This is a genomic window from Myroides odoratus (assembly GCF_001549985.1).
In the GTDB taxonomy this organism is placed as follows: domain Bacteria; phylum Bacteroidota; class Bacteroidia; order Flavobacteriales; family Flavobacteriaceae; genus Flavobacterium; species Flavobacterium odoratum_A.
The window spans coordinates 224,344-231,778 of the sequence record NZ_LROZ01000006.1 but is presented as its reverse complement, the minus strand read 5'-3'; the positions used below and the strand labels follow the sequence as shown (position 1 = coordinate 231,778).

Annotated in this window: 6 protein-coding genes; 1 reads left to right on the top strand and 5 read right to left on the bottom strand. The window is 35.1% G+C overall.

Annotation, left to right across the window (positions count from 1 at the left end; translation table 11 throughout):
* Positions 1–413: 413 nt before the first annotated feature.
* Positions 414–2,579, top strand: coding sequence for a M3 family metallopeptidase (locus AWV75_RS09170; RefSeq protein WP_060874058.1), 2,166 nt, complete (start codon positions 414–416; stop codon positions 2,577–2,579).
* A 35-nt stretch (positions 2,580–2,614) separates the two neighbouring features.
* Here the strand turns inward: AWV75_RS09170 and AWV75_RS09165 are convergent, their stop codons facing one another.
* From AWV75_RS09165 to AWV75_RS09145, 5 genes are all read right to left on the bottom strand, one after another.
* A complete protein-coding gene (locus tag AWV75_RS09165) occupies positions 2,615–3,163 on the bottom strand; it encodes a hypothetical protein (RefSeq protein WP_060874057.1) in 549 nt (182 codons plus the stop codon).
* Between the two features lie 38 nt (positions 3,164–3,201).
* Positions 3,202–4,209 carry an LLM class flavin-dependent oxidoreductase gene (locus AWV75_RS09160; RefSeq protein WP_060874056.1) on the bottom strand — a complete coding sequence of 336 codons (1,008 nt, stop codon included), beginning with the start codon at positions 4,207–4,209 and terminating at the stop codon, positions 3,202–3,204.
* Positions 4,210–4,363: 154 nt separating this feature from the next.
* Positions 4,364–4,930 carry a xanthine phosphoribosyltransferase gene (gene xpt / locus AWV75_RS09155; protein WP_002987460.1) on the bottom strand — a complete coding sequence of 189 codons (567 nt, stop codon included), beginning with the start codon at positions 4,928–4,930 and terminating at the stop codon, positions 4,364–4,366.
* A gap of 144 nt (positions 4,931–5,074) precedes the next feature.
* Positions 5,075–5,731 carry a class I SAM-dependent methyltransferase gene (locus AWV75_RS09150; protein WP_060874055.1) on the bottom strand — a complete coding sequence of 219 codons (657 nt, stop codon included), beginning with the start codon at positions 5,729–5,731 and terminating at the stop codon, positions 5,075–5,077.
* Between the two features lie 254 nt (positions 5,732–5,985).
* A complete protein-coding gene (locus AWV75_RS09145) occupies positions 5,986–7,434 on the bottom strand; it encodes an HmuY family protein (protein WP_060874054.1) in 1,449 nt (482 codons plus the stop codon).
* Between the last annotated feature and the right edge of the window lies 1 nt (position 7,435).

Sequence of the window (7,435 nt, the reverse complement as noted above, 5' to 3'; positions counted from 1 at the left end):
CGTCTGCTTGTTTAATGCGGATGCAAAAGTAGACACTTTTTAGCCACTTCCAAACTTTATTCAACCTTTTTTTTAAAGTATTTCCGATTTAAATCGCAACTACCTACTATAACGCCTCTTACAGCCAAAAGTTTTTTTCAAAAGCTGTGGCGGTTTTTTGCTTTTTTGCTTTTTCGCTTAGCCTTCCAAGAAATAAACCCTTTATCCTTTTGTAGAAAACAAAGTAAGTTTGGAATATATAGCCATTACAACCCTACCTATATATATAAGGAGAGCATCAAACATCTTTACAAAAAACAAAAAAACAAAAAAGCATTCCTATATATAAGGAGAGCATCAAACATCTTCACCAAAAAGCAATTCTCATAATATATTTCTATCTTTGGATTTCATTTATTTAAACTTTACTTATTATGTATGTAAAAAAAGCTATTGTAGGTACTTTAACGGGGATAACTTTATTTAGTATTTCGTGCAAACAAAATCCAGATCAAGCTGATGCAAACCCAAATTGGGATGAGAGCAATGCATTTTTTGCTGAAAGTACATTACCTTATCAAACAGCCGATTTTGAAAAAATAAAAAACAAAGACTTTAAACCTGCTATTTTAGAAGGTATGCGTCGCCAAGTAGAAGCCATTGATGCAATCACTGCAAATACAGAAGCTCCTACTTTTGACAATACAATTACAGCATTAGAAAAATCTAATGCTTTATTGAAACGCGTAAGTTCTGTTTTTCATTTATTAGTCGGTGCACATACCAATGATGAGATTAAAGCAATTAACCAAGAATTATCACCAAAGTTTGCGGCACATAATGATGGGATATACCTTAACGATGCTCTTTTTCAAAGAGTAAAACAACTACATGACCAACAAGCTTCTTTGGGATTAACAAGTGAGCAAGCGCGTGTACTTGATGTATACTATCAAGAATTTATTCGTTCTGGGGCTAACTTAAAACCGGAACAAAAAGAAACACTGAAGCAACTGAATCAGGAATTGGCTTCACTTACTACAAAATTTGGGGATCAATTGTTAGCTGCTACTAAATCTGGAAGTGTTATCTTCACCAAAGAAGAATTAGATGGCCTAACTGAATCTGAACTAGAAGCATTCAAACAGGAAGATGGAACATACGCTATTCCTTTAAATAATACAACACAACAACCAATTGCTGCTTCTTTACACAAGAAAGAATCACGCAAAAAGTTATTTGATGCAGGTTGGAATCGCACAGAAAAAGGAGATGACAATGATACAAGAGAGACTTTAATTACGATTGCAAAGAAACGCGCAGAAAAAGCGGAATTATTAGGTTTCAAAAACTATGCGGAATGGAGCCTACAAGGCAGTATGGCTAAGAAACCAGATCAAGCAAAAAAATTAATGGAGCAATTAAGCCCTTATGCAGTTGGTTCAGCTACACAAGAGGCGAAGGAAATTCAAGACCTAATCAATAAAGAAGCTGATCCATTTACTTTGACCGCAGCTGATTGGGATTATTATGCTGAGAAAATTAGAGAACAGAAATACGCGTTGAATCTAAATGAAGTAAAACCATACTTCGAAATGAATGCTGTATTGGAGCATGGTGTGTTCTTTATGGCTGAAAAATTATATGGAATTACTTTTCACGAACGCAAGGATATTCCTGTTTGGCAAGAAGATGTACGTGTTTTTGAAATTTTCAATGAAGATAAAAGTCCGATTGGATTATTTTACGTTGACTTTTATGCACGCGAATCGAAACGCGGAGGTGCATGGATGAGTAGTATCGTCACACAATCGAAATTATTAAACCAAGCTCCTGTTGTTTACAATGTTTGTAACTACCAGAAACCTGCGGCAGGTCAACCAACCCTATTATCTCCAGATGAAGTAATCACAATGTTCCATGAATTTGGACATGGGCTTCATGGATTTTTATCAGATGTAACCTATCCAACTGTTGCTGGTACAAGTGTATCTCGTGATTTTGTTGAATTACCATCACAGTTCCATGAGCATTTTGCTTTTTTACCTGAGGTATTAACCAACTATGCTAAGCATTATAAAACTGGAGAGGTAATTCCGGAGAGTTTAATTGCAAAGATGAAAGCGGCTCAAAACTTTAATATTGGGTATGGATTAACTGAAATTTTAAGTGCTTCTTTATTGGATATGGAGTGGCATACGATTTCATCTACAGCTGATATAAAAGATGTCGCTACATTTGAACAAGAAGCTTTAGCTAAATATGGGATTAATCTAACTACAGTACCCCCAAGATACCGCTCTTCATTCTTCAATCACGTATTTGGAGGAGGCTATGCAGCAGGGTACTATTCTTACACTTGGGCAGAAACACTAGACAATGATGCTTTCCAATGGCTGATGGACAACGGTGGAATGAACCGTAAAAATGGACAAATTTTCAGAGATAAGATTTTATCAAAAGGAAATACAAAACCATCTGATGAAATGTATCGCGAATTTAGAGGAAAAGATGCAACGATTGATGCTTATTTAAAGATGAAAGGGTTTGATCAAAAAACCGCATTCAAAAACAACAATAAATTAGATGCTAAAATCTAACAAAAAAAGTCAGAGCAAATTGCTCTGACTTTTTTTTATTTTGCAACTTCTTTGAAGCTGTCAACCATTTTATTCATTTGCTCTTGATTCTTGTCTTTGTATTCTTTTAACGTCCAAGTCAATACTTGATAGTAATCTTCTTTTCCATCAAAAGCAGCAAACTTATAATAAACATCCAATCCTCCAACTCTTGCTGTAAAATCAACTACTCTTGCTGGCAAGTTATTAATCGTTTGATCTTGAAGTTTTAATTCACTTGGTTCAAATTCTTCTAATGTAGCAGTTAAATATTCTAGTGTTGTATCTGAAAACTGAGTGAATATATTTTCTTCTTCTCCTGTTGTTGCCTTGAATAACTCATCAATTTCACCTTTATTTTCTTTAATAGCAATCAGGTAAAGTTCTTCTTGTACATTTTGCAATTGAAGGGTCGCCTCTCCATTTAGCGCTCTAGTTTTTTGCATGGTGCTGGGAACTTCAACACTGAATTTATCATCCTGTACAACTTCAATATAAGTGGTTTTATTAGTACATCCTACCAATACAGTTAAAAGAAGTACGAAGGTTCCAATTTTCTTGATCATATTTATTTTGATTTAGTCCAACAAAAATACACACAAAATTAAGATTGTTGCAAATTTTGCATGACTTCTGCAAATAACTGCATGCTGTGCTTGCGCTTGTCATAATCATAGATTGGTGTTGTGATCATTAGTTCATCCACTTCTAGTACTTCACAGAAGCGATTGAGTTCTGGTAGTATCTCTTCTTTGGTTCCAATAAAAGAACAAGCGGTCATATTGTAAACCGCAGCCTCCTCTTGTACATTCCAGATTCCTTGCATAGATTCAATAGGTGGTTGCAGTGGTTTTCTATCATTTCTGATAATTCCCAAGAACATGCGATAAAAGGAAGTCGCCAATTTTTCAGCTTCATGCGCAGAGTCCGCTAAAATGGCATTAACACAAGGCATAAAGTATGGTTTATCTAGTTGCGTTGAAGGTTTAAAATTATTTCTATAGATTTTTCCAGCCATTTGAATTTGATCTGGTGCAAAATGACTAGCAAAAGCATAAGGCAATCCCAATTCGGCAGCCAAATAGGCACTATCCGTACTCGATCCCAAAATCCAAAACGGAATATCCAATCCTTCTCCAGGAAAGGCTCTTACTTTTGCATCTGAATTAGATGCACTAAAAAACGTTTTTAATTCTTGTATTTGCTGTGGAAAGAAATTGGCACTCATCGTATCATTTCTTCTCAATGCCATTGCAGTGAGCTGATCCGTACCTGGTGCTCTCCCCAATCCTAAGTCAATTCTATTGGGATACAATGATTCCAAAGTACCAAATTGCTCTGCAATTACCAAAGGAGGGTGATTGGGTAACATAATCCCCCCAGATCCAACGCGTATTTTTTCTGTTCCGCCTGCGATATAACCAATCAGAACTGAAGTAGCAGAACTTGCAATATGCGGCATATTGTGATGTTCAGCTAACCAAAAACGGGTATAATTAAGTTGCTCAGCATGTTGAGCGGTAACTAAGACATTGTTTAATGTTTCTTTCGTCGATTTTTCGGCGCCAATAACAGCTAAATCGAGGAAAGAATAGGCTATATTTTTATTCATAATATTTAATCTGGTGAATTAGTTTTTGTAAGCTATTAAAGTAATCAATAAAAAAAGAATACACTAATCCAATAGAAATAGTTTAACATATCTAAATTCCCAAGCAGCTAGTCCCTATAAAAAAGCCCCTTCACAAGGAAGAGGCTTTATATTTTTATCGAATTGTAATCGTACAATTAGAAAGATCATCTATAATAGCTAAAGATTCAACGCGAACCCCTTTTTCTTCTAGTAACTTTCGTCCTTCTTGAAAAGCTTTTTCAATGATAAAGCCCATTCCAACTAAAGTCGCTCCAGATTGTTCTATCAAATCTAATACGCCTACAGCAGCATTTCCATACGCTAGGAAGTCATCCACAAAAAGTACGTGATCATCAGGAGTTAGAAAATCATTGCTAATCACTACATCATACGTTCTATCTTTTGTAAAAGAATGGATTTGCGTATGCAACATATGCTCCATCGTGCTCGGTTTCTTTTTCTTTGCAAACACCACAGGAAGATTGAGTAAATATCCTGTCATGATTGCAGGTGCAATTCCACTTGCTTCAATGGTCATGATCTTGTTTACTTTAGTTCCAGCAAATCGACGGACAAACTCTACTCCAATAGACTTCATTAAAACGGGGTCCATTTGGTGATTGATAAAGCTATCTACTTTTAAAATTCCTCCTTCAAAACATCTACCATCTTGAAGAATTCGTTGACGTAATAATTCCATTATTTTGTGTGTTGTCTATGAATAAATAAAGGAGATCAGTTTGAATCTCCTTTTTGGGGTAATATAATTACGCGAAGTTAAAATAATATAAACTCGTTTACAAAATTCGCAAACTCATTTTTAACAATAGACCTAACTTAAAACTCACTTCTTTCCTTTTAATACAACAAAAGGTCGAATTACTTTATTACCTACTTTATCTAGTGTGTTTTCAATATACTGCCAACGTTCTACATGACTATAACCAATATTAGTCATAATTCGGATTAACCACTCTGTTCGGTAAAAATGAAAAACTTCTTCTTTAGCAAATGGCTGTTGTTGCGCAAAATCTTCTCGTATATATGACAAGGCAATACTTCCTCCTGGTTTTAGTACACGGTAAATCTCTGTAAAATACTTCACGGGATCCTTCCAGAAATAAACTGTATTTACGGAAAAGCAATGATTAAAAAATTTATCTGGATAAGAAAGCGTATTTAATTCTTCCGACAATTGTAATTCAATCTTTTCTTGACTCAGCGACTCCTTGACTTTCATTGCCATTTCTAACATTAAGGGAGAGATTTCTACGCCATAATACTGAAGGCCTTGAGCGGTTGAAAAAATGTAAGGCAAATGTTTAGCACTTCCAAATCCAATTTCTAAAACGGTTTCTTCTTCATGCAATTGCAACCGATCTACAGTTTTGTAAATCATGTTGCTATTTGATTTAAACATTACTTCTGCCAACTCTTCACCTGCTTGTCCAGAAGGGCATCGCAGTTGATTTGCTACCTCATTTAAATCTAAATTACTCATTCCTTTTAATTTTGCTCAAAGATAGTTATTTAGAATGAGTCCACATAATATATGCGCATATTATTTTCTGTTATGCAGTTAAAAAAGAAAGATTTAAAACGAAAAACCCCGAAAGACTACTTCGGGGTTTTCCTAACAAAAATAAACTAACAACTCAATAAAGAACAAATACAAAAAGCTATTTGCCATTCGATTGAATTCAACATATAGAGTGCGACAACTAACCCCTATATACTCTTAACTATTTTCTATCTCTATCTCAATAGAGCATATTCAAATTTTGGATATCCACGATCTCCCTTTTCATTGAAGAAATCGAGCATTCGCATTTTATAATAATGTCCTTTGGCATCTTTGATGACATAAAACACATTTTTATATAATACCTTGGCGTTGGCTACTTCTCTCCAAGTACCACCTATTGTAGTAAAATCTTCGGACAATTCGCTTTCTTGTACGCTTTGCAAGTTATAAGCTTTATAGAAATTCTTATCTCCCGCAGGTATAATTACTTTATATGCTTTTACTCCTCCATAGCTATTGTGCACAATAAAATCGGAATAACCGTAAGATCCTTTCGGGTCACCTGCTTGATCGACTTTATTGGTAAACACTGTAAAATTTAAATCCCACTTTGTTTTACTTGGTTCTACCTGTACAATACTATTGGTATTGAAACTAAAGAATGTAAAATTAAACCCTGGTGATTTTGGAATCATTACTTCTTTATGCGTACTATCATTAATATCAGCATATTGTAATAAATACCCTCCTTCACGTTTTAGAATACGTACTTTTTTCCAACCGCGCTCTTTACCAGTTACTAAAACCGATCCTGGTTCAACCGCATCCATTCCGGGGTCAAAGCCCATATTAACGAGATACACTTTATTATTTGCATCAACATCTGAAATAGCAGAAATTGCAGTTTTAGAAGCATCACCTGATGGGTCATCAATGTATGCTAAGTTCGCTGGATCAAAAGTTCCAATCTTCACTACATTTTTCATCTCGCGGATGGTATTGTCTTCGCGTACATCATCAATAGCATTTACTCCTTTAATAACCCCTGCAGCCATATAGACAGAACCATTCAGGCGCACTCTAAATTCACCACTACTATCAAAAGCTAAATCCCATGAATTGCGTTTTACTTCGTACATCGCCTTTCCACCTAAATCAACATACACCTGATTCGGCTGAGTTGGTCCTCCAACATTTGGTGTCATAATTCCACCCAAAGAAGTATCAAAGCTAATCATCATGACATTATAGCCTTGAATTTTAGGTGTTTTGGCCGCATAATTAATCTTTACGATATTGAATTGAATGGTTTTATCCATTCGATCATAAGGAAAAATTAAATTTTCAAAGGTAAAAGAACTGCTCTTTGTTCCCTTTGCAATTGGCACGATTAATTTATCACCTGTTGCCTTAGGCAAAGTAGAGAAATCAACATCATAGATTGCTTTACTCGGAATAATTTGAATTTCTACTGAGCCCTCTTCTTGAGCAACATCAGAAAACACAAGTTTAATTTCTCTTGTTGTTTCAATTTCCCTATAGGGAATCGATGGATTATCAAATGCTACGATAAACTCTCGTTCATCCGTATTTCCGTTATTAGAATCTTTCTCACATGAACTAAAAAAAACAAGTGCAACAAGGGCAATAACTAGTTTTCCTACTTTATACTTCGTCATA